Origin of the sequence: Planomicrobium sp. YIM 101495, from assembly GCF_009707665.1 — a bacterium.
Lineage (GTDB): Bacteria > Bacillota > Bacilli > Bacillales_A > Planococcaceae > Planococcus.
This window is the reverse complement of the sequence record NZ_WLZW01000001.1, coordinates 1,757,724-1,777,792: the sequence shown is the minus strand read 5'-3', so window position 1 is coordinate 1,777,792 and position 20,069 is coordinate 1,757,724. Positions and strand designations below refer to the sequence as shown.

The window sequence follows — 20,069 nt, the reverse complement described above, 5'->3', positions numbered from 1 at the left end:
CGTGATATAGTCGAGGTGTGACATAGAAGAGGTGAACGTGACGATGGATAACAAGAAACTGTTAAAAAAATACATACCGATGACGGAAACCGCCTTCTATATTTTATTGGCGCTAGCTGAGCCGCGGCACGGTTACGGCATCATCAAGCACGTTGAAGAGATTTCGGGCGGGCGCTTGCGGTTGGGGTCCGGCACGATTTACGGCACATTGGGGAAAATGCAGAAAGATGACATGATTACGGTGTTTGCTGATGTCGAGCGAAAAACCGTCTATGAAATCACGGATGCCGGGAAATACTTGATGCGTGCAGAGATGGAAAGACTCGAGGAATTGCATGCGAACATGCTGAAATACGGAGGGGAATTCCGATGATGAAAAAGCGCCGGCTGTTCTGGAGTTATGATGCAGAGAAAACGGAGCAATGGCTGACAGAAAATGCGCAGCAAGGATGGAAGCTGAGCGGGCTGAACCGCTGGACACGGCAGTTCCGCTTTGAAGAAGGCGGAGCGGAGGAGCTGGTGTACCGCATCGCTTTCAATAAGAACAAAGGCAAACAACTGCCTTCTTCTTTAAAGGAAGAAGGGTGGGAAGAAGGAGTGACAACGGGTCCTTGGCAAATCGCGGTAAACAGGCGAGAAGTGGAGACAATCCATCTGAAGCCATCACGCGAAGGACTCATCCGCCACAACCGTTTCGTCATGCTGGTCTTTTTCAGTCTCGTCTTCTATTTTGGCGGCATGCTGCTGGCGAACGCCTCCATGGTGTTGTCTTCATTCATGCAAGACGGCTCCTTGAATGTCGAACCGAGTCCATTGTGGGCTGTTACGTATACCCTTTTAGGCGTAGTGATCCTGACGCTCATCCTCGGCATCTACTCCATCGTCAAGATTAAAAAGGCGAATGCCGCGATGGAGAAACCGCCACTCGATGTACCACTGCAACAAGGGCATCCGCCAAGAAAAATGGTGAAGCGGCTGAAAGTGGGCTGGATGTATGCGCCGGATCGTCTCGAAGAGTGGCTCGAATCACAGGAGCAAAAAGGCCTTCATTTGACGTATGTCAATAAAATCGGATCCATGTTCTCTTTCGTGGAAAGCTCACCCCGGAAATATTGCTACCACGCGGATCACCAGAGCAATCCACCTGAAAGTTACTTCTCCCTTCACCGCGAAGCGGGCTGGGAGCCAGTTTTCAATTCTTTATCGGGTTTGGACAAGTGGGTGCTTTGGCGCAAGGAGTGGATAGAAGGGGAAGAGCGGCCGGTATTTTTCAGTGATCTGGCGACGAAAAAACGGCAGGCAAAACGGCTTGCGCTTATGTATAGTGTATTGTTTGCTCCAATGGTCTTGATTTATTTGTTCAATCTTAATTCCGTAATGAGGTATGGAGGAGTGAGCTGGTCCGCTGGAATCCAAGCCTTTGCATTCTTGGTCTTCCTTTCATTCGTTTTGAGAATATGGTTCTATTATTTCCGCGTGAAACGTGCAGTGCTGCTGTGATGAAGCAGTATTGCCCAAATCGAAAGCCTTCCCACATCGGGTGGGCTTTTTTGCTGCTTTAATCGGAGCGGCATTGCACTGTATAATGAAAGCAGCAAAACATAGAAAGTAGGACCGCTATGATCATCGTCATCGATCACGAAGATTCATTCACCTATAATTTAGTGCATTATTTCCGGCGTTTCGATGAACAGATGGCTGTTTACCAATCCGGTGCCATCACAACCGAACAGATCCGAAAACTCGATCCCGAGCTGATCGTCTTGTCGCCGGGACCTGGTCATCCGCCGGCAGACGGCACAGCACGGGCAGTATTACGCGAGCTGAGTGATGAATTTCCAGTGCTCGGCGTCTGTCTCGGGCACCAAGTGATCGTCGAGCATTTCGGGGGGCGTGTGATCAAGGGCGATCAGCCGGTGCACGGGAAAGTATTCGAGATCACACATGAAGGGAACGGGCTGTTCGCAGGCATTTCGACAACGACGCCTGTCGCACGCTACCATTCGCTCGTCGCGGAACGTGCTTCACTGCCGGAGGTTCTCCTCGTTACTGCGCAAACAAATGAAGGAGAAGTGATGGGAGTCCGTCACAAAGAGCTTCCGGTCAATGGCATCCAGTTCCACCCGGAATCGATCGCCACAGAAGAAGGATTTGCAATGCTGCAAAATGCATATGAACAAGCGAAAGCGTGGAAGAGGAGGGAACGACATGACAGCACCGCAGTTGATCTTTGAATTTGCGTCAAAAGACGGGAACATCGAACCGAAGCTGTTTCGACGTCCGGTCCGCATCTTGGAAGCGCATGAAACGGGAGAGGTCAGACCTCTCCTCGAAGAAGTCGAGAAAGCTGTAAATGAAGGCTATTACGCAGCCGGTTTTCTTTCCTACGAAGCGGCACCGGCATTTCACTCTGTGATGGCTGTCCATGAGAATCCATCGCTCCCCCTCGCTTGGTTCGGTATTTTCAATGCGCCGGAAACGCCGGATGCGTTCACCGAGGAAGCGTATGAAACATCGGAATGGCAACTTGATTCGCCGCCCGGCCATTATGCCAATGGAATTCGGCGCATCAAGCAGGCAATCGAAGAAGGCGAGACGTACCAAGTGAACTACACGGAGCGCATGCATACCGAGTTCAAAGGGAGTGCCCGCTCGTTCTGGCAGCAGCTCGCGCGGAATCAGCAGGCAGACTTCAGTGCTTATCTGGATCTAGGAGATACGCAGATTCTCTCTGCTTCTCCGGAATTATTTTTCCGGCTGGACGGAGGCGTATTGACGGCGAAGCCGATGAAAGGGACTGCAGCGCGGGGACGGACGCTGGAAGAAGACCTCGAGCAGATTCGCAAGCTGGTCACGTCACCAAAAGAACGGGCGGAGAACTTGATGATCGTCGATTTGCTGCGCAATGACATGAGCCGGCTGGCTGAAGATGGAACAGTGCGCGTGCCCAAATTGTTCGAAACGGAAAAATATCCGACCGTACACCAACTGACGTCGACTGTGGAAGCGGAAGTTGCAAAAGACAAGACAATTTTCGATTGGTTTCAGGCACTTTTCCCGTGTGGTTCCATTACAGGGGCGCCGAAAATCAGCACGATGAAGTTCATCCATGAGCTGGAGCGGTCGCCGCGGGAAGTATATTGTGGGGCAATCGGCTTTATTACACCCGAAAAAGACGCGGTGTTCAATGTGCCGATCCGGACAGTCATCATCGACCAGGAGAAAGGGACGGCGCAATACGGTGTCGGTGGTGGTGTGACATGGGATTCGACTTCGGAAGGTGAATTTGAAGAGCTGATGACGAAAGCGGAAATATTGAAGGCGAAACGACCGGAATTTCGGTTGCTGGAGTCGTTGAAACTGAAAGATGGGACGTATCCTTTGATACACCGGCATTTGGAGCGGCTCAAACGTTCTGCGGAATACGTTCATTTCCCGGGAAATAACGAGGGAATCATGAAGGAACTGGAGAAAGTTGCAAAAAAACATCCTTCTGGAACGTTCAAAGTGCGTCTTTTGTTGAGTCGTTCCGGAGACATCGAAGTGCAAGCGGACGAAATAGTACCAATTACTGGACCGGTCCATTGTTCGCTAGCTTTGGAACCGGTCGATAGCCGGAATCCATTCCTGTTCCACAAAACGACACACCGAGGAATGTACGAGCGGGAAGAAGCACGGCAGCCTGCTGGGAATTTCTCACCGCTCCTCTGGAACGAAAAAGGGGAAGCGACCGAGTTTACAATCGGGAATTTCGTCGCAGAAAAAGACGGGGAATTTTATACGCCGCCGATCGACTGCGGTGTTTTAGCTGGCGTGATGCGCGAGCAATTGCTAAGCGAGGGAAGGCTGCGTGAACGGGTCATCCTAAAAGCCGAGCTTTCAGACTTCGATGCTTTTTGGCTCATCAACGGGGTCCGTGGTTGGGTGAAAGTTCAATTAGAGTGAATGAAAGAATCCTGCCGGGCTTTCGCCTTCGGCAGGATTCTTTTTATATGAAAAACTTTGCTGCAATCAATTGCCGGTGATGTTCTTCACGGTCTTTTTCGCCTGCACGGAAGCTCTTCCGGACAATGCATAAGAGTCGAGGAATTCCTTGAAAAGCTGTGCGGAAGGCGAGTGGAACTTGGACTGGTGCGTGACAGCGTGGAATCGGCTCTTATTCGGATAATCCTCCAGTCGGATAGCACTTAACGTCCCATCGAGTGTTTCGGCCCGCACCGTGGATTCCGATAAGTAGGAGACGCCAAGGCCGAGCGCGACGGAAGATTTGATGGTCTGTGAACTTCCGAAGCTCATGATCCGTTTCGGCCGGATGCCGAGCTGGGCGAATAATTTGTCCGTCACCTCGCGTGTGCCGGAGCCTTCTTCCCGGATGATCCACGTTTCCGCCTCCAGTAATTGTCGGTCGACTTGTGAATTTTTCACGAGCGGGTGATTCGGCGGTGCGACAAGGACCATTTCCTCTTCAGTGTAAAGGTGGATATCGACGTCCAAATCGCCGACTTCGCCTTCGACGATGAAGCCGATATCGAGTTCTTGCTTATGCACGCCTTCTGCAATCGATTTGGAGTTTTGGATGACAATATCCGGGGTGATCCCGGGATAGCGCTTACTGAAGGCGTAGATGATGCCAGGTAGGAAATATTCGCCAAACGTATAGGCAGCACCGATGGACACAGGCATGTTGGTAGCTGGTTCGAGCTCGGCGATAGCAGTTTTCATCGAGTCATATTTCAAGAGGATTTCTTTGGCATGAGAAAAAACAGCTTGACCCGCAGTCGTCAGTTGAACGAATTTATTCGTCCGTTCAAACAGTTTGACTTCCAGCTTCTTCTCGAGCGCTTTGATGCTGAGACTGACAGCGGACGGGGTCAAGTGCATGAGTTCAGCGGCCCGGGTGAAGCTTTTCTGTTCGGCAGTCGTTACAAAAATTTCTAATTTATGATCCATGTCATTCCCACCTTTATGAGTTTTATTAATCGTATCATTTAATATAATTAATTTTACTTAACTTAAAGAATTTTGTAAAATTTAAATCACTCATATAAAGAGAAAGGGAAGAGGAATGCCATTGCAAAAACCAGAGAAAACGAAAAAGAGCACGTTGGCACGCTTCTTCAAGATTCCACATGTGTTTGTTCTGCTATTCATCATCGTACTAGCAGCAGTCGTCATGACATACGTGATTCCAGCAGGGGAATTCGACCGTGCGGAAGATCCTGAAACGGGCCGCGTGCTTGTACAGGAAGGGACGTATCAAACTGTCGAAGCGGATCCGATCGGCCTGTTTGAAATACCGGGCCTATTCATCACTGGGCTGAACGAAGCGGCGGATATTATTTTATTCATCTTTGTTGTCGGCGGAGCATTTCAGATCATCACCGCTACGGGCGTGTTTGACGCAGTGATCCGCAAAGTGACGGCATTGCTCGGAAACCGGGAAATCCTCATCATCCCGATTTTCCTGACGCTGTTTTCCATCGGGGGCTTTACAATCGGAATGACGGTGGAAGGAATGGCGCTCGTACCTCTTGCAATCGCACTTGCGCGGTCACTTGGTTATGACGCGATCACCGGCTTATCGATGGTGCTGCTCGGCGTCTACAGCGGCTTTATCGCTGGACTGATGAACCCGTTCAATGTCGGTGTTGCACAAGGCATTGCGGGACTTCCAATCTACTCAGGCATGTGGCTACGTGCCATCGTCCTTGTCGTCCTGCTTGTGGCAGCGAGCATTTTCCTTATCCGCTATGCAGGGCGGGTCAAGAGGGATCCATCGAAAAGCGTCGTGGCAGATATGGAAAAAGCACATCAGCCAGATGGGTTGCTAAAGCAATCATCCAAATTCCAGTTGCACCAGTATTTTGTGATGTTGACAATTGTCGGCGGACTTGGGGTGTTGGTCTGGGGAGTCGTAGAACATGAATGGTATATCAATGACATTGCGGCCTTATTCCTAGCGATGGGTGTGGTTGCCGGGCTATGTGCCAAAATGGGTCCGAGTCGGATCGCCGAAGAATTTGTCAATGGTGCCAAGGCATTTACGCTTGGGGCATTGATTGTGGGGATTGCACGCGCGATTCCTGTCGCTTTAGAGAATGGCTTGATCATCGACACGGTGATTCATGGACTTGCTTCCGTAATCACGAATCTGCCGGGCTCGATTCAAGTGGTAGGTATGTATACCGTACAGACCATCATCAACTTCTTTATCAACTCCGGATCGGGACAAGCAGCTGCGACGATGCCTTTGATTGTGCCACTTGGAGATTTATTGGGCATCACCCGGCAAACGGGCGTCCTTGCATTCCAATTAGGTGATGGCTTCACGAATCTTATTTTCCCGACAGGCACTACGTTGATGGCGTACTTGGCTGCAGCCGGTGTACCGTACGAAAAATGGCTGAAGTTCATCTGGCCGCTTATCTTAATCTGGTTTGTCATTGGTGCAGCATTTGTCATTTTCGCAGATATCATTCAATATCAATAAGTAGAACAAAGAGAACTTTCCAATAATGAAGGAGGAATTTTTCATGGATTATTTGCATAACCCGTTTGCATCCGAACGTCACACAGTGTTCGCTAAAAAAGGTATGGTGGCGACATCACAGCCGCTTGCTTCAGAAGCAGGCCTTGAAATCTTGAAAAAAGGCGGGAACGCCATCGATGCAGCCATCGCGACTGCAGCGACATTGACCGTCGTTGAACCGACATCAAACGGAATCGGCGGCGACGCCTTTGCACTTGTTTGGACGAAAGGAAAGTTGCACGGCTTGAACGCTTCCGGTCCGTCACCTCAAGCTTTGACGGTCGATGCAGTCAAAGCGAAAGGACACGAAAAGATGCCTGTACACGGACTTGTGCCGATCACGGTTCCAGGAGTACCTGCAGCATGGGCCGAGCTGTCTAAGAAGTTCGGGAAGCTGTCCTTACTAGAAACATTGCAGCCGGCGATCCGTTATGCAGAGGAAGGCTATCCACTGACGCCGATCCTCGGCCATTATTGGAAGAAGGCATACGATAAATTCAAAGATTCCTTCAAGTCTGCTGAATTCGACAGCTGGTTCGAGACATTCGCTCCGGACGGACGTGCGCCGGAAATCGGAGAGATGTGGAAGTCACCGGGTCACGCTGCAACGCTTAGAGCAATCGGGGAGTCGGATGCACGCGACTTTTACGAAGGAGAAATCGCTTCGAAAATCGATGCATTCATGGAACAGCATGGCGGCTTTTTGCGCAAAGCAGATCTTGCCGCTTATAAGCCTGAGTGGGTGGAACCGGTATCGACGAAGTACCGCGGACATGATGTGTGGGAAATCCCACCGAACGGCCAGGGGATGGTCGCACTGATGGCATTGAATGTATTCGATAAACTGGATGCGCCGCAGTGGCAATCCGCGGAGACGCTCCACCAGCAAATCGAATCGATGAAACTGGCGTTCACGGATGGCCAAGCATTCATTACAGAATCTGAGGATATGCCAGTTTCTGTAGAGCATCTTCTGTCGGACGAATACGCGAAGGTACGCGCTGCGACAATCGATGTCCAGGCGAGTGACCCCGTACCTTATGAGTTGCCGAAAGGCGGCACGGTGTATCTTGCTGCAGCTGATGAAGAAGGCAATATGATTTCCTTCATCCAAAGTAACTACATGGGCTTCGGTTCAGGAATTGTCATTCCAGGAACGGGCATCGGTCTGCAAAACCGAGGGGCAGACTTTTCGCTTGATTCTGCACACCCGAACGTCTTGAAACCAGGGAAGCGCACGTATCACACGATTATTCCTGGATTTTTGACGAAGGACGGGAAAGCGGTCGGCCCATTCGGCGTCATGGGTGGTTATATGCAGCCACAAGGGCATTTCCAAGTGATGACGAACACGCTCGATTATTTATTGAATCCGCAAGCAGCACTCAACATGCCACGTTGGCAATGGATCGGCGGCAAGAAAGTGCACGTGGAGCCAGGGTTCCCGAGCTATCTTGTACAGGCGCTTCAACGAAAAGGCCATGAGATTGAAGTGATGCCGGATGGTGGAAGCTTCGGTCGCGGACAAATTATCTGGAGAAATCCTGAGACAGGGGTGCTGGCAGGTGGTACGGAATCCCGTACAGACGGCGCGGTCGCGGTCTGGTGACAAAGGAACAGCTGCGTTACACGGATATATTCATGGCTTTTTTCCGTGTAGGAATGCTGGGCTTCGGTGGCGGACCTTCCGCCATTCCGCTTCTTCAGCGGGAAGTGGTCGCCCGCTTCAAATGGATGACTGATGAAGACTTCGGAGATACGATCGCTCTTGCGAACACGATGCCTGGCCCGATTGCGACGAAGCTGGCTGGTTATATCGGATACCGCATCGGCGGACTGGCAGGCTGTCTGACTGCTCTTGCAGCTTCCGTCATCCCGACGGTCATCTTGATGATCTTGATGCTCGGATTGCTGCAGTCGTACAAAGATGTGCCATGGGTCCATAATATGTCGCAAACGGTCGTTCCGGTTGTGGCAGTCATGCTCGCGGTGCTCACATGGAGTTTCGTGAAGCAGTCAAAAGACGCACTAGGCTGGGGGCGCGCAATCTTGTTCATCGTCGCTTCCGCCTTCCTGCTTGAGTTTATCGAGCTCCATCCAGCAATCTTGATCGGTGCACTAATCTTGTTCGTCTTAGTGCCGTTCATCTTAAGGACGGTGAAGAAATGATTTACTGGCAGCTGTTCTTGGCCTTCCTTATCCCTGGCGTTCTCGGCTACGGAGGCGGACCTGCTTCCATTCCGCTCGTCGAGGAGGAAGTCGTAGAGCGTTATGGGTGGATGTCGACCCAAGAGTTCGGTGAAGTACTGGCAATCGGGAATTCATTGCCCGGGCCGATTGCAACGAAAATGGCAGGCTATATCGGCTATTCAGAAGGCGGTATCCTCGGTTCAGTGGTCGCACTGTTCGGGGCCGTTGCACCATCACTGATGTTGATGCTTGGTCTTATGGCAATCTTGTACCGCTATAAAGATTCACCGGAAGTAAAAAACATTTCGAAAATCGTAAAACCTGTCATCGCGGTCCTGATCGGCTTCATGACACTGCAGTTCGTATTGGAGTCGCAAGCATCACTTGGCTCCATCGAGACCATCATTCTCATGGTTGTCAGCTTCCTGATGCTCGAGAAATGGAAGCTGCATCCGGCACTAGTGATCGGGCTAGCCCTTCTTTATGGTGCAATCACAGGGTTATAGGGACAGTTTATCGACCATCTTCGTTAAAACTCCATGTCCCGGTCTTGCAATTGAAGCCTGACGAAATGGCAGGCTATGATAGAAAGTAGGGAAGGTAATGGAAATGAAGAGCGGAAAGTGGTTGTGCAGCTCCTGCAAAAAACCATTGGAAGAAGGCTATTATTTCGAGACGGATGCCACTGGCTATTGCAGCAAGGCATGCTTGTCACATAAGATGAGTTGGGACGAGTATTTGGCTATTCATGATGATGGGAATGGAGATGCTTATTGGACCAGCTGGTCGAGAAGTAAAACCAGTTGAGGAGCTCTTCGAATAATTGAACGGAAAGGCATGCGGCATTCGAATAGAATAGCGCATGTCTTTTTGACGGGATTTGATTTTGTGCGAAAGGGTAAAGAAGAATAGACACGTATGGGAGCGGCGGGACAGCAGGCAAACGATTTTTTTAGAGAAGAGGGATGCGAAATGACAGAAAAAGTGCGGCTTGGAAATTCGGATTTGTATGTACATCCGATCGGACTTGGGACGAATGCGGTCGGCGGTCATAACCTTTATCCGAACCTTGACGAAGAGGAAGGGAAAATGCTCGTGAAAACAGCGGTCGACCACGGCATCACGATGATTGACACCGCCTATATGTATGGTGTCGGAAGATCCGAAGAGTTGATTGGCGAAGTGTTGAAGCAGTATGATTTGCGCCAAGAAGTAGTTATTGCGACGAAAATCTCCCCGATCATTACGGAAGAGGGTGTCAGGCACAATAATACACCTGCTTTTTTGCGAGAAGAAACGGAAAGAAGCTTGTTGCGGCTGCAAACGGATTACATCGATTTGATGTATATCCACTATCCGGACGAAGCGACGCCGAAAGCAGAAGCGATCGGGGAGCTGTACCGCCTGAAGGAGGAAGGGAAAATCCGCGCAATCGGCGTGTCGAACTTTTCCTTGCCGCAGTTAAAAGAAGCGAATGCGGATGGACATGTGGACGTGTTCCAAGGGAAATATAATTTGTTCGATCGTGGAGCGGAGAGTGAACTCTTCCCTTACGTTGCAGATCAAGGGATCTCCTTTATCCCATACTTCCCGCTGGCGTCGGGCTTGTTGACGGGCAAGTACAAGGGGCATGAGACGTTTGAGGACTTGCGTGCAGGCAATCCGCTGTTCAAAGGGGATACGTTCAAGAAGAATGCAGCGAAAGTCCACCAGCTGCGTCCGATCGCTGAGGCGAAAGGCGTCGATATCGCTCATCTCGTCCTTGCGTGGTATTTAACGTACGACATAATCGACGTCATCATTCCTGGTGCGAAAACTTCGGAGCAAGTGCTCGATAATTTGGAGACGGTGAATGTGCAATTGACGGATGAAGAAATCCGGGAAATCGATCGGATTTTCAATTGAAGAAAGAAACGGGCCGGTCAGGGGAGTCAAGGAAGATGACTTTCCGGAGCGGTTTTTTTCATGCAATTCCGGAGAGTTGGAAGTGATTTTAGGATTGGAAGGAATCATAGGTGGTTTTGTTGAAAGAAAAGGAAAAGAAAGAGGTGAGGCGGGATGAAGACGCCTTTTGGTGATGTGACGGTAAATGTGAAGAGGAAAGATGGCAGCGAAGTTGAAACAGACATGTGGATCGTCAAGATGGGAAGCGAGGAGAAAATTCCGGTCGATGGCCGTTTCTTGATCGAAACGCTCCTTGTGCCGGAAACGGATGAAGAATACATCTTCACTTGTTCGTTCATGCCTTCACTCGACATAACGGACGAAGGAGTAGAGACAGGGGAATGGCTCGAACTGAAGAGTTGGTACAGCGGATTGTTCAAGTGGAGCATTGGCACGGTCGACGACGAATGGCTGCTGGCTGTAAGGAAGGTAAACGCAAATCATGCGGAATATCTCGAACACAGCGTCTCGATTACCATCAGCGGCTTTACAGGAGGCAAGCCGTTCATGCTGCCGTTTGCTGTAGCCTGGAAGGAGACGGACGGGACTTCGGAGCAGGATGTCCTGACGTGGCTCGCTGCAGATCCAAGCATGATGTATGTACCGGATTATATGAAGTAAGGAGCGATCCGGATGCTCAATCACTCGTCCGCTATGGCAAATCGTTACCGCTTCGGCTAATCTAGTCTTAGAGGCTGGGACAGGATGCTGTTCCAAAAAAAATTTAAGAAAGCAGGAGATTTACATGAACGAATTGCCGAATTGCCCGAACTGCGGTTCAGAGTATACTTACGAAGATGGAAACATGCTCGTGTGCCCTGAGTGTGCGCATGAATGGACGCCGGGAGCGGAACCATCTGAAGAAGAGAAAGTCGTCAAAGACGCCAATGGCAATGTCCTGAGCGATGGAGATTCGGTCACAGTCATCAAGGATTTGAAAGTGAAAGGCAGCTCGAATGTCCTGAAGCAAGGCACGAAAGTGAAAAGCATCCGCCTGGTCGATGGCGATCATGACATCGACTGCAAAATCGACGGCTTCGGTCCGATGAAATTAAAGTCGGAGTTCGTGAAGAAAAACTGATGTCGACTGATTCCCTTGAACACACAGAAAAAGGAGGAAGAAAAATGGAACCATTGATGAAGAAACGGATAAAAGCATTACTGATCGATTCACTTGTCTCCAGTGCGGCAAGTCTTACGGTGGAAGGCGTGTTCCGGGCAGCGACGAAGAATAAGAAGAATGTGGGGACGGAATTCTGTTATAACGTCGTCTTGCCGACCGTGACATTCTGGGGGTTGGAATACATCCAGCTGCGTCGAAGCGGCCAGACAATCGGCCACAAACTGCAAGGGATCATGATCGAGAGCGAAGACGGCACGGCATTGACGGACGAACAAATCGTCAAACGGCTGATACACCGAGACTCGGTGAGTACTTTCGCTTACTTGAAAGACAGAACGTCATTTGACGGGTCCCGGCTTCCTCATGACCTCTATGCAGGTACGGTCCTCAAAGAACAATAATCCATAATGAACTGCCTGCAGGAGGACATCGTTCTTCTTCCGGGCAGTTTTTTACTGTAATTTTCAGTGACTGTTAATAATTTTCTAAAAATACCCACAATTCAATTTTATCTCTGTATAATAGACTGTAAGAAATATGGCAGGGAGGGGTTGCAGTGGAGAAAGGAATCATTTCACTAGGAGAGGAAATCATAGCACAGAAGTATTTGATCGCAGAGCTGATTCAAGAAGAGACGGAAGGGGAAGTGAATCCTCAGACGGAACGGATCAGCGAAGAAATGAGGCAGAACATCCAGGAAGTGCGCGCAGACTTCATCGAGCTGCTGGGCTGGTCACTGATCCGTCATCTGGACGAAGACGAAGTGCTTGCCGGGCTTTCGAAATGGGGAGCGGAGACTGGAAATTATTTTCTCGCGCTCGGGGTCGGGCTTGACTATGCGCTTTTGGAGACCAATCTATACCGCAAACATCTCTCGAAGCTTGTGAAAAGTGAAGCGATTCGCCAACGGATTTCAGTCGAAACGTTATTCAACGTGATGGAGCTGTTCCATTCCTATATGGATTATGCGACCTACTCATATAGCACTGCCTATTTGGAAACTTATCGAAGACGGCTTGCCGCTTCACGCCGCCAATTCCTGGAATTGTCTGCCCCGGTTGTTCCCGTCACTGAAAAAATCGCGATCTTGCCGCTCGTCGGCGATATCGACCTGGACCGAGGCCGGTTTATCCTGGAGAGAGTACTGCAGGAAGCGACACGTCTTGATGTCGATACCCTCATTTTGGATCTGTCTGGCGTTGTCCAAGTGGATGAAAATGTCGTGGAACAGATGACGAAAATCACACGCTCCCTTAAGATCGTCGGAATTAAGCCCGTTTTGACAGGTATCCGTCCGGAAATCGCTAAGATGATGGTGGCAATCGGCATCAACAAGGAAGAACTGTTAGTCGGAGGTACGTTGAAGCAAGTGTTCCAAAGGATTTCAAAGGGTCACTTCGCTTGAAATCAGAGGGGAATTAGGACGCAGCGCAGGGAAGCGAATGCGCTGTTTTTTTATGTAAAAAGCCTGTCCGGTTCACTTGAAGTGAGCCGGACAGGCTAACCATTTCTTCTCCATTAGCTGATTAAACTTCTTTCCGTGACAGCCAGGAGTTTTTGTAATGTATCCAGTTCAGTGGCATCCAGTGGAATCATCGGTAAGCGTACACTTCCCGTATCGATGCCGTTCAAGTTCAAGGCGGTTTTCACCGGCACAGGGTTCGGCGCAGCGAACAAACCTTTGAATAGTGGCAACAAGCGCTGATGAAGCGATGCAGCGCGGGCAAGGTCGCCGAGACGGAACGAGCGAATCATATCCTGTAATTCATTGCCAGCGATATGCGCTGCGACTGATACGACTCCCGCGCCGCCGATGGACAATACCGGCAACGCGAGTGCATCGTCTCCGCTATACAATTGGAAGGAATCGGGCGTCGCGTAGATGATTTGTGCCATTGCGTCCAAATCGCCGCTCGCTTCTTTGACACTCGTGATATTTTCTACTTGTGCGAGACGGATGATCGTTTCCGGCGTCATGCCGACAGCGCTTCTGCCAGGGATGTTGTAGAGCATGACCGGCAAGTGCGTCGTTTCGGCAATCGTTCTGAAATGCTGATACATGCCTTCCTGTGATGGTTTATTATAATAAGGAGTGACAAGCATGATGCCGTCGACGCCTGCTTGTTCAGCGATGTGTGTCATGGCGACCGAATCGCGCGTATCGTTGGAGCCTGTTCCGGCGATGACAGGAGCGCGGCCTGCGACAACATTGACCGTAAACGTGAATAGTTCTTTCTTTTCTTCTGCAGACAATGTCGGGGATTCGCCGGTTGTTCCAGCAATGACTAGCGCCTCTGTGCCGTTCTCCAATAAATGATTGATCAATCGTTCCGTGGCAGGCCAATCGATGTCTCCGTTGGCTCCAAATGGTGTTACCATTGCTGTGATCACTTGTCCGAAATTCATCTTTACCACCCTTTTCCTAATGATATGTTTCACCAAACTAGGGACATGCTCCGGGCGAGAGCAATAAAAAAAGCAGCGACGAAGGGATTCGTCGCTGCAGCAAAAACTAATAGACCGTTCGTTTTTGCGCAATCAGATAGCCCTCCATACAGTTCTCCTGTATGACAGTCCTGTCTTTGTTCAAGAACAGGCCCAGCATCCGGAAAGATGAGCTTCCGGACACTTCGGCGAATTCCCCTTTCAGCAAATGTCTACGGGACTCATTTCCCTCGATTTGCTTACTCATGAACTTCGCACCTCTATCCACACTCCACTGAGGGAGCAGGAAATTATTGAATTAACTGTATTGTAGCAGACTTCCCACAATAGGACAACTAAAGAAAGGACGTGGCATGATGGAAGACCAGAAGCGCGATGGAGAACTCGGAATCGAGACGGCGAAAGAGCAGGTCGGATTCCCGAAGTCGTTCCATCACCACCGCTATGAAGCAACACCTTATGCACTGCTCGATCTACTATTCGAAGCACATCCATTTTCGAAAGACACAGGGATTGTCGATTTCGGCTGTGGCAAAGGCCGTTTGAACTTCGCTGCGTTCGACCGTTTCGGCTGCCGGGCGACAGGTGTCGAGATGAACGAGACATATTATGCGGAAGCACTGACCAACTTGGAAAGATTCCAGCAAAAGCATCGGAAGGCCGGACATATGATCCATTTCGAGCATTGTCTCGCGGAAAATTACACCATCCAGCCGAGCGATGATTGCTTCTACTTCTTTAATCCGTTTTCTGCGGAGCTGTTCATGAAAGTGGTCGGGAACATCCTTGCTTCCTATGAGAAGGAACCCCGGCGGATGCACGTGATCTTGTTTTATCCGTCCGTCCATTACATCGATTTTCTAGAAAATCGGACGGTCTTCGAATTGGAGCAGGAAGTCGTATCGCCAGGCATTCGGCAAAATCCGCATGAGCGCTTTGTCATCTATACATTCGGCTGACTTGATGATTGCTATTTTAAGTGATGTGATTCATTATTATGAGTAGACAGTCTTTTCATGATTTGGTGGAAAGAAATTTAATTCGCGAAGGAAGACCATTATGCAAGAAGAAAATATCACACGCCTGCAGCTTGGTGAGCGGGAAATCATCCTCATCGGCACAGCGCATGTCTCCCGCCAAAGTGCGGAACAAGTAAAAGAAGTGATCGAAGCGGAACAGCCGGACTCCGTCTGTATCGAGCTTGACGCACAGCGCTATCAGTCCATCATGGAGAAATCCAAGTGGAAAGAGATGGACATTTTCAAATTGATCAAAGAGAAAAAAGCGAGCCTGCTTTTGATGAACTTGGCGATTTCGTCCTTCCAGAACCGTCTGGCAGACCAGTTCGATATCAAGCCGGGTCAGGAAATGATCCAAGGAATCGAATCTGCGAAAGAAGCCGGCGCTGAGCTTGTCCTTGCTGACCGCAACATCCAGACGACGTTTTCCCGGATCTGGGGCAACCTCGGGCTGATGGGCAAGGCGCAATTGCTGACGTCTGTCTTCTATAGTATTTTCAGCAAAGAGACCGTAACAGAAGAAGAGTTGGAGAAAATGAAGTCGAAAGATACGCTGAATGCTGTCTTGAACGACTTCACCGAATCATTCCCGCGTCTGAAGAAGCCGCTGATTGATGAACGGGACCAATATTTGTCCCAAAAAATCAAAGAGGCTCCCGGCAATAAAGTTGTTGCCGTTCTTGGAGCGGCGCACGTGCCTGGCATTACAGAAGAGATTCACCGCAACCATGACCTGGAAGCGCTATCGGAAGTTCCACCGAAATCACCATGGCCGAAAATCATCGGCTGGGCGATTCCACTCCTTATTCTCGGGATCATTGCATACACCTTCATCAACAACCCGTCTGCCGGCTGGGATCAGACTTTCAGCTGGATCATTTGGAACAGTGGATTGTCGGCTGTTGGTGCTGCCCTGGCGTTCGGTCATCCGCTTGCCATCATCACCGCCTTTGTCGTCGCACCTTTCACGTCATTGAATCCACTCATCGCTGCTGGCTGGTTCTCAGGTCTTGTGCAAGCTTGGATTCGCCGGCCGAATGTTGGAGACTTCGAGACGCTGTCAAAGGATGTCTTTACAGTCAAAGGCTTTTGGGATAACAAAGTGACGCGTGTTCTCTTAGTCATCGTGCTGACGAATATCGGCAGCTCGATCGGCACGCTCATCGGAGGGGCGGACGTCGTAAGGACCTTCTTCCAGAACTTATAATCGATCGAATGAAAGAATGTCTTAGCGGGCATTCTTTTTTTACTTTCATGTGTTGCTTCCGCTGTATAACGGGTATACAACGTATACACGTTAAAATGTAGGGAGAAGAGAATGCTGTGAATGATTAGGGAGGCGCATGGATATGTTTGGAACGATATTGGTTTTCCTTGGAGGCATTTCTCTCGTCCTTTTCGTGACGGGCCTTTTAACACAGGCATGGAAGCTGCTCTTCTGGAGCGGTGCAGCGATGATCCCACCGATGTTGGCAATCTATTTAGGCGGCAGCAATCTTTGGTTTCGGCTCTGCATTGCCGTGCCGCTTCTCATCTTTGCCAGTGCCTTCATCATGAAACATCGGAATACGATCAAGCTTTGAATGTACTGCTTCAGTCTATCCTGAAGCGGTTTTTTCATGTTTTTCAAAAAAATTTTGTTTAGAAAGACGTAAAGCTGGCTAAATAAAAATATAAGTTATACAATACTTATACAAAACGTAGGGGAGAATGAGCCATGAGTTATATATTGGATCGAAGCAAATTATTTTTATTTCTATTCATAGTACTATCATTAGTAGGTGTATTCGTATTTTTGACATTGCCACAGCGGGAGATTCCGGAAACACCACCGAACTTGGTGCTGGTTTCTACCATCGTCCCGGGTGCAGGGCCTGAAGAAGTTGAAACATCCATTACCACACCGATCGAACAAGCGCTAGGCAGCGTCGACGGCATTGTTTCTATGCAGTCGGTTTCCGCGAATTCCGCGTCGATCATCACATTGGAAATCGAAGATGGAGTCGACCTGGATGAAGCCGTCAGTTCCATGCAGCAGCCTGTCCAACAAGCTGCAAGGAATTTCCCGGACCAGACACAAGGAACATCCATCGAGAAAATCAATTTGACTTCGCCTCTTGTTTCTTTCATGTATTACGGAGATGAAGAAGAGCTGGCGAATATGGAAGATGCTTTCACTGAGCTGTCTAAGGAAGTGGAAGGTGTATCAGGTGTAGCCGGTACGGAGATCAAAGGACTCAGTACGCAGCAGATTCTTGTCGAGCTCGACAGTGAAGCGCTAGCTGAGAACCGCATGCAGCCTTTTGAAGTGATCGAATCCCTTCAGCAGGCAAACCAGCCGTTGTCTCTTGGCACACATGACAATGGCAATGAATTGATAACCCTCACGGTACAGCAGGAAGAGGGCATCGAGAAATTGCGCCAGCTGCAAGTAGGAACTGCAGCAATTCCTTTGGAAGAGGTCGCCACGATTGAAAAAGTGGATGAAGAAACAGTAGACATCGTTACATATGAAGGACAGCAGGCCATCTCCTATACGGTCTTCTTGAAAACAGGGGAAGACGTGCCAGGAGTCGATGAAGACGTCATGGCTGTGATGGATCGTTTCAATGACGGCTTGCCTTCCGGTATCGAATCAAAACTGTACGAATCACAAGCAGCGAACGTAAATGAAATTTTCACAAGCCTTTACGTATCGTTATTGATTGCGATCATTGTGGTACTCGTCGTCACGACAGCTGGTTTGACGCTATACGGAGCACTTGCAGTCGCATTGACAGTCATTGCTTCCATCTTCATCGGGTTGATTCCGATTCCGTTCATGGGAGTGGACTTGAACCAGATTTCCGTCATCGGCCTAATCATCGCAATCGGGATTCTTGTCGATGACAGCATCGTCGTCAACGACAACATTCAGCGCCGCTATAAATTAGGGGATTCAGCAAAGCTCGGTGCCATCAACGGTGTACGTGAAGTGTACCCGTCAATCATTTCGTCGACGCTTGCGATTGTTGTGACATTCTCGCCGCTGTTATTCCTATCAGGGGGGAACGGAGCGTTCATCAAAGCATTGCCGAGCATTTTGATCACGACGATCATCGCATCGACCGTACTGTCATTGATACTGGTGCCGATGATGCAATTCCTGAAAACAAACCGAAACCCGAACAAGAAAATCTCGGACACACCAGGCTTCTTAGGGAAGCCGCTTGAGAAATTGGCGTTGTTCTATTCGAAGAAGCTATTGCCGAAAGTGTTGAAACGGCCGCTTGTCGTCGGAATCGGCGGTTTGTTTCTTTCGACTGCACTGCTTGCTCTTGCTTTCTTTACACCGTTTGAATTCTTCCCTGCGGCTGAGCGGGAAGAAGTGACGATGAACGTCCGCTTGGCAGAAGGGACGACCATCGAAGAAACGACTTTTTTCTTGGAAGAACTGACGGCAGAACTCGTTGCTGAAGAACCAAGAGTTTATGAAACAGCCGGCTTTACAGGAGATGGACTGCCTGGATTATTCGCTTCCTCGATGGATAATACCGGTGCCAATACGGCACAAGCGGTATTCCGAATCGATCAAGAAAAAATCAGCGCTGCAGACTTTATCGCCAAATGGCAGCCGGAGCTCCGAGAACGCTATCCGGAAGCAGAGATTTTCCTTGAAACGATCGTCCAAGGACCACCGACCGGAGCACCTGTTACGGTGACGATCACAGGTGACAGCATCGAAGATTTGACTGCGATGCGCGACCGTCTGCAGGAACGTCTGCTTGATGTAGAAGCGGATGTCGTCACCGATAACCTCGGCGAACCGATTCCGACACTTGAGTATGTACCGGATAGGGAAGCGCTGGAGGACAATGGCATCGCATTGAGTACAGTGACGGGCCAGCTGCAGTTGCTGACGCAAGGCTTGCCGCTTTACCGCCTATATGAAGGACAGGACCCTTACCAGGTCGTCTTGAAGCAATCTGGCATCGAACAAGGGCAGGACATCGATTTGTCCGACTTCCAGTTGCCGGCAGCTGCAGAACAAGGAGCTGCGGACGGACCACCAGCGGAAGCCGGCCCTCAAATGCCACAATTCATCGGACTTGATGAATTGCTGACGGCGGAAGAAACGACAACGATCGCACAAATGCCTCACTTGGAAGGCGATCGGGCCATCACACTCAGAGCATTCGGAGAAATTGAAGACTTCGAAGCGAAGGTGCTTGAGGTTGTAGAAGAAGAGCGCAAAGATCTACCGGAAGGAACGGAGCTGTCGGTCGGGGGCGAGAACTCTGATCAGCAAGAATTCTTCACGGAAATCGGTATTTTGTTTGCCATCGTCATCTTGCTTGTGTATTTAGTCATCGCCTTCCAGTTCCGCTCGTTCAGCTTGCCATTCTTGGTATTGCTTGCGGTGTATCTCGGAATTTCAGGAGCCATTCTCGGACTGTTCCTGACACAGACACCTCTCAGCTTCCTCGGCGTCATGGGAATCGTATCGCTGACAGGGATTGTTGTGCGGAACGCAGTGGTCTTGATCGACTTTGTCGAGGCACGCCGTATCAGTGGTGGCTTCGATATTAAAGAAGCAATCATCGAATCGGGCTACGCACGGTTGAAGCCAATCATCTTGACATCGATCACGACGATCGTGGCATTGATCCCAGTAGCGGTGACGGGCGATCCGCTTTTCGAAGCACTTGCCATCACAATCATCGCGGGTCTTGCATTCTCGAGCTTCTTTACGCTTCTGATGGTACCGGCACTGTACTTGGTCTTTTACCGGATCCGTCATCGTAAGGAACTGAAAGCATAAGTAAAACGCACCGCGTCT

The 20,069-nt window shown here is 49.8% G+C and carries 19 protein-coding genes and 1 riboswitch; of the genes, 17 read left to right on the top strand and 2 right to left on the bottom strand.

Features of this window, described 5'->3' with window-relative positions; genetic code table 11:
* Window positions 1-43 precede the first annotated feature (43 nt).
* The 4 genes from GIW82_RS08645 (at window position 44) to pabB (ending at window position 3,945) form a co-directional block, all read left to right on the top strand.
* Window positions 44-373, top strand: a complete 330-nt coding sequence (locus GIW82_RS08645) for a PadR family transcriptional regulator (protein ID WP_154749429.1) — start codon at window positions 44-46, stop codon at window positions 371-373.
* Window positions 370-1,500, top strand: a complete 1,131-nt coding sequence (locus tag GIW82_RS08640) for a DUF2812 domain-containing protein (RefSeq protein WP_154749428.1) — start codon at window positions 370-372, stop codon at window positions 1,498-1,500. The genes GIW82_RS08645 and GIW82_RS08640 overlap by 4 nt, the downstream gene beginning before the upstream one ends.
* Before the next feature lie 119 nt (window positions 1,501-1,619).
* Complete coding sequence (locus GIW82_RS08635; protein WP_154749427.1) at window positions 1,620-2,234, top strand: anthranilate synthase component II; 615 nt, start codon at window positions 1,620-1,622, stop codon at window positions 2,232-2,234.
* Complete coding sequence (gene pabB / locus GIW82_RS08630) at window positions 2,209-3,945, top strand: aminodeoxychorismate synthase component I (protein WP_154749426.1); 1,737 nt, start codon at window positions 2,209-2,211, stop codon at window positions 3,943-3,945. Before GIW82_RS08635 ends, pabB begins: the two co-directional genes overlap by 26 nt.
* Before the next feature lie 66 nt (window positions 3,946-4,011).
* On the opposite strand, the gene GIW82_RS08625 is transcribed toward pabB, so the two are convergent.
* On the bottom strand, window positions 4,012-4,950 hold the full coding sequence (locus GIW82_RS08625; RefSeq protein WP_154749425.1) for a LysR family transcriptional regulator: 939 nt from the start codon (window positions 4,948-4,950) through the stop codon (window positions 4,012-4,014).
* A gap of 121 nt (window positions 4,951-5,071) precedes the next feature.
* On the opposite strand from GIW82_RS08625, the gene GIW82_RS08620 reads away from it, so the two are divergent.
* The 9 genes from GIW82_RS08620 to GIW82_RS15045 all read left to right on the top strand — a co-directional run bounded on the left by GIW82_RS08620 (window position 5,072) and on the right by GIW82_RS15045 (window position 13,191).
* Window positions 5,072-6,490: a YfcC family protein gene (locus GIW82_RS08620; protein WP_230309266.1), complete on the top strand. Its 1,419-nt coding sequence runs from the start codon at window positions 5,072-5,074 to the stop codon at window positions 6,488-6,490.
* Between the two features lie 43 nt (window positions 6,491-6,533).
* Window positions 6,534-8,138 (top strand): gamma-glutamyltransferase family protein, encoded by a 1,605-nt coding sequence (locus tag GIW82_RS08615; RefSeq protein WP_154749423.1) that lies wholly within the window; start codon window positions 6,534-6,536, stop codon window positions 8,136-8,138.
* A gap of 32 nt (window positions 8,139-8,170) precedes the next feature.
* On the top strand, window positions 8,171-8,698 hold the full coding sequence (locus tag GIW82_RS08610) for a chromate transporter (protein WP_370456143.1): 528 nt from the start codon (window positions 8,171-8,173) through the stop codon (window positions 8,696-8,698).
* Window positions 8,695-9,225, top strand: coding sequence for a chromate transporter (locus GIW82_RS08605; protein ID WP_154749422.1), 531 nt, complete (start codon window positions 8,695-8,697; stop codon window positions 9,223-9,225). Before GIW82_RS08610 ends, GIW82_RS08605 begins: the two co-directional genes overlap by 4 nt.
* A 466-nt stretch (window positions 9,226-9,691) precedes the next feature.
* Window positions 9,692-10,624 carry an aldo/keto reductase gene (locus GIW82_RS08595; protein ID WP_154749420.1) on the top strand — a complete coding sequence of 311 codons (933 nt, stop codon included), beginning with the start codon at window positions 9,692-9,694 and terminating at the stop codon, window positions 10,622-10,624.
* Window positions 10,625-10,777: 153 nt separating this feature from the next.
* Entirely contained in the window at window positions 10,778-11,284 is a 507-nt protein-coding gene (locus GIW82_RS08590; protein ID WP_154749419.1) for a hypothetical protein, read from the top strand.
* 124 nt (window positions 11,285-11,408) lie between these two features.
* Window positions 11,409-11,744 carry a zinc ribbon domain-containing protein YjdM gene (locus GIW82_RS08585; protein ID WP_154749418.1) on the top strand — a complete coding sequence of 112 codons (336 nt, stop codon included), beginning with the start codon at window positions 11,409-11,411 and terminating at the stop codon, window positions 11,742-11,744.
* A gap of 44 nt (window positions 11,745-11,788) precedes the next feature.
* Window positions 11,789-12,187 carry an RDD family protein gene (locus tag GIW82_RS08580; protein WP_154749417.1) on the top strand — a complete coding sequence of 133 codons (399 nt, stop codon included), beginning with the start codon at window positions 11,789-11,791 and terminating at the stop codon, window positions 12,185-12,187.
* Between the two features lie 155 nt (window positions 12,188-12,342).
* Window positions 12,343-13,191, top strand: coding sequence for an STAS domain-containing protein (locus GIW82_RS15045; RefSeq protein ID WP_154749416.1), 849 nt, complete (start codon window positions 12,343-12,345; stop codon window positions 13,189-13,191).
* Window positions 13,192-13,304: 113 nt separating this feature from the next.
* Here the strand turns inward: GIW82_RS15045 and dapA are convergent, their stop codons facing one another.
* On the bottom strand, window positions 13,305-14,192 hold the full coding sequence (gene dapA / locus GIW82_RS08570) for a 4-hydroxy-tetrahydrodipicolinate synthase (protein ID WP_154749415.1): 888 nt from the start codon (window positions 14,190-14,192) through the stop codon (window positions 13,305-13,307).
* A gap of 129 nt (window positions 14,193-14,321) precedes the next feature.
* A riboswitch (Lysine riboswitch) is annotated at window positions 14,322-14,502 on the bottom strand.
* An 85-nt stretch (window positions 14,503-14,587) separates the two neighbouring features.
* On the opposite strand from dapA, the gene GIW82_RS08560 reads away from it, so the two are divergent.
* The 4 genes from GIW82_RS08560 to GIW82_RS08545 all read left to right on the top strand — a co-directional run bounded on the left by GIW82_RS08560 (window position 14,588) and on the right by GIW82_RS08545 (window position 20,051).
* Window positions 14,588-15,190, top strand: coding sequence for a class I SAM-dependent methyltransferase (locus GIW82_RS08560; protein WP_154749413.1), 603 nt, complete (start codon window positions 14,588-14,590; stop codon window positions 15,188-15,190).
* Between the two features lie 100 nt (window positions 15,191-15,290).
* Window positions 15,291-16,457, top strand: coding sequence for a TraB/GumN family protein (locus GIW82_RS08555; protein ID WP_154749412.1), 1,167 nt, complete (start codon window positions 15,291-15,293; stop codon window positions 16,455-16,457).
* Between the two features lie 136 nt (window positions 16,458-16,593).
* A complete protein-coding gene (locus GIW82_RS08550; RefSeq protein ID WP_195913988.1) occupies window positions 16,594-16,833 on the top strand; it encodes a hypothetical protein in 240 nt (79 codons plus the stop codon).
* Between the two features lie 134 nt (window positions 16,834-16,967).
* Window positions 16,968-20,051: an efflux RND transporter permease subunit gene (locus tag GIW82_RS08545; RefSeq protein WP_154749410.1), complete on the top strand. Its 3,084-nt coding sequence runs from the start codon at window positions 16,968-16,970 to the stop codon at window positions 20,049-20,051.
* Window positions 20,052-20,069 lie beyond the last annotated feature (18 nt).

Coding starts and splice junctions, on each gene's coding strand:
- GIW82_RS08645 (WP_154749429.1), top strand. CDS start 44: ATGGATAACAAGAAACTGTTAAAAAAATACATACCGATGACGGAAACC.
- GIW82_RS08640 (WP_154749428.1), top strand. CDS start 370: ATGATGAAAAAGCGCCGGCTGTTCTGGAGTTATGATGCAGAGAAAACG.
- GIW82_RS08635 (WP_154749427.1), top strand. CDS start 1,620: ATGATCATCGTCATCGATCACGAAGATTCATTCACCTATAATTTAGTG.
- pabB (WP_154749426.1), top strand. CDS start 2,209: ATGACAGCACCGCAGTTGATCTTTGAATTTGCGTCAAAAGACGGGAAC.
- GIW82_RS08625 (WP_154749425.1), bottom strand. CDS start 4,950: ATGGATCATAAATTAGAAATTTTTGTAACGACTGCCGAACAGAAAAGC.
- GIW82_RS08615 (WP_154749423.1), top strand. CDS start 6,534: ATGGATTATTTGCATAACCCGTTTGCATCCGAACGTCACACAGTGTTC.
- GIW82_RS08610 (WP_370456143.1), top strand. CDS start 8,171: ATGGCTTTTTTCCGTGTAGGAATGCTGGGCTTCGGTGGCGGACCTTCC.
- GIW82_RS08605 (WP_154749422.1), top strand. CDS start 8,695: ATGATTTACTGGCAGCTGTTCTTGGCCTTCCTTATCCCTGGCGTTCTC.
- GIW82_RS08595 (WP_154749420.1), top strand. CDS start 9,692: ATGACAGAAAAAGTGCGGCTTGGAAATTCGGATTTGTATGTACATCCG.
- GIW82_RS08590 (WP_154749419.1), top strand. CDS start 10,778: ATGAAGACGCCTTTTGGTGATGTGACGGTAAATGTGAAGAGGAAAGAT.
- GIW82_RS08585 (WP_154749418.1), top strand. CDS start 11,409: ATGAACGAATTGCCGAATTGCCCGAACTGCGGTTCAGAGTATACTTAC.
- GIW82_RS08580 (WP_154749417.1), top strand. CDS start 11,789: ATGGAACCATTGATGAAGAAACGGATAAAAGCATTACTGATCGATTCA.
- dapA (WP_154749415.1), bottom strand. CDS start 14,192: ATGAATTTCGGACAAGTGATCACAGCAATGGTAACACCATTTGGAGCC.
- GIW82_RS08560 (WP_154749413.1), top strand. CDS start 14,588: ATGGAAGACCAGAAGCGCGATGGAGAACTCGGAATCGAGACGGCGAAA.
- GIW82_RS08555 (WP_154749412.1), top strand. CDS start 15,291: ATGCAAGAAGAAAATATCACACGCCTGCAGCTTGGTGAGCGGGAAATC.
- GIW82_RS08550 (WP_195913988.1), top strand. CDS start 16,594: ATGGATATGTTTGGAACGATATTGGTTTTCCTTGGAGGCATTTCTCTC.
- GIW82_RS08545 (WP_154749410.1), top strand. CDS start 16,968: ATGAGTTATATATTGGATCGAAGCAAATTATTTTTATTTCTATTCATA.